We start from the raw sequence: 1,512 nt of genomic DNA on the forward strand, positions 1-1,512 counted from the left end.
GCCACAGCTCTCCCTTTGTGAAAAATTTAGGGGGTGGCTAACTTGTACTTGAAATTTACGATCCAAAAATAAATCGCTATCCACTATCTTTAGTGAAAACATTCTTTTATCTGCCATTTGTTTCTACCTTTCTTCAATAAAAAAAGACGATAGATTTCTACTTCTACCGCCTTGCATATTGCTATAATTTTTTCATAATTATATATTAAATTTTTAAGTCTTTATTATTTAACATCTTACTAAACATATCATGGTACATATCTTTAGAAGATTCTTCTATCTTTGTAATGCTTGATACCTTATTTCCGGCATCCTTTGATGAAGCTCCGCAAAGATAAAAGGCTTCATTTTCCGTTCCATAGTCAATAGCAATATACCTATCGTGATACTTTTTACCGGCTATCTTCAGATTCAGGTCTATATTAGGATAGTCTTTTCTAAAATCATCTAGGATATTTTTTGTAAGCATATCTTTGTTTTTAACATTATCACTAAAGACTATGATTTGGGTATTATCTCTTACAGCCCTTAAAAGTTCCAATGTTTTAAGCCCTATATAGTTATCTATTACATAAATGCTTTTCTTTGCTGACTTATATATTTTTGTATAGGCAACATCAGCTTCTATCTTATCTCCGTTCATCAAAAGGAAGTGTTTATATGTTTCCGGGTCTATAAAATGATCCATAACCTTTTTCAAATCTTCTTTTGTGGCTAAGGTATTCACCTTGCTATCGAGTCTTGCTATATCATTTGTATTTTGGTTTGTTTGAATTGCTATTTGAACAAATTCCTTTGAACCAATAAAATCCTGATTTTCAATGATGAAGTCTTTCATCTGCTTAAATGTTCTAATAAGTGCTTTTGATTGTGTTATAGCAAGTTCACCTTTCAGCACAGTCATAAGCATGTAAATACCTTGTTCTGTAAACACATAAGGCAATGCCCTACTTTTAGGACTAACATTTGCGGTCAAAAAATTTGATCGCAAATCTTCCAACTCAGTTTTATCTAATCTAAACATAAAATCAGCGTCAAATTTTTCTATGTTATTTCTTACCTGTTGATTAAATGCTCTTGTGCTGTAACCGTATATTTCTGCTAAATCAGCGTCAAGCATAACTCTCTGTCCACGAATAAGATAGATTTTTTCTTTTATAGTTTTATCATCTACAATTACTATTTGATTATTCCGTCCAAATAGAGCCACTAAATTGAAATTAGTGAGAGCCACCGTTCCACAAGAACAGAGCCACCATTCCACAAGAATTGAGCCACCTTTTTTTATAAAATTTATTTGTAGGTTTTGTTCACCTACTAAAACCAATTTTATAGAAAGAGGTGGTTTGTTTTATGGAAACATACAAACAAATTCTTCGGTATGAACAGGCAGGTATTTCTCAAAGAGAAATCGCAAAGATTCTGGCAATCTCGCGAAATACTGTTTCAAACCTAAATTCCCCCAAAATTTGTCCACCATTTAATTTTTCACAAGCTCATTTATATAATCGT

At 32.0% G+C, this 1,512-nt stretch carries 2 protein-coding genes; one reads left to right on the forward strand and one right to left on the reverse strand.

The window, feature by feature from the left end; all coding sequences use genetic code 11:
- Positions 1 to 205: 205 nt before the first annotated feature.
- Positions 206 to 1,210 (reverse strand): ORF6N domain-containing protein, encoded by a 1,005-nt coding sequence (locus tag D3H64_RS09680; protein ID WP_121566012.1) that lies wholly within the window; start codon positions 1,208 to 1,210, stop codon positions 206 to 208.
- 143 nt (positions 1,211 to 1,353) lie between these two features.
- Between D3H64_RS09680 and D3H64_RS10610 the strand changes: the two genes are divergently transcribed.
- On the forward strand, positions 1,354 to 1,512 hold a 159-nt coding region (locus D3H64_RS10610), incomplete at its 3' end, for a helix-turn-helix domain-containing protein (protein WP_121566013.1).

It is taken from the genome of Atopobacter sp. AH10 (assembly GCF_003664595.1).
Classification (GTDB): domain Bacteria; phylum Bacillota; class Bacilli; order Lactobacillales; family Aerococcaceae; genus Atopobacter.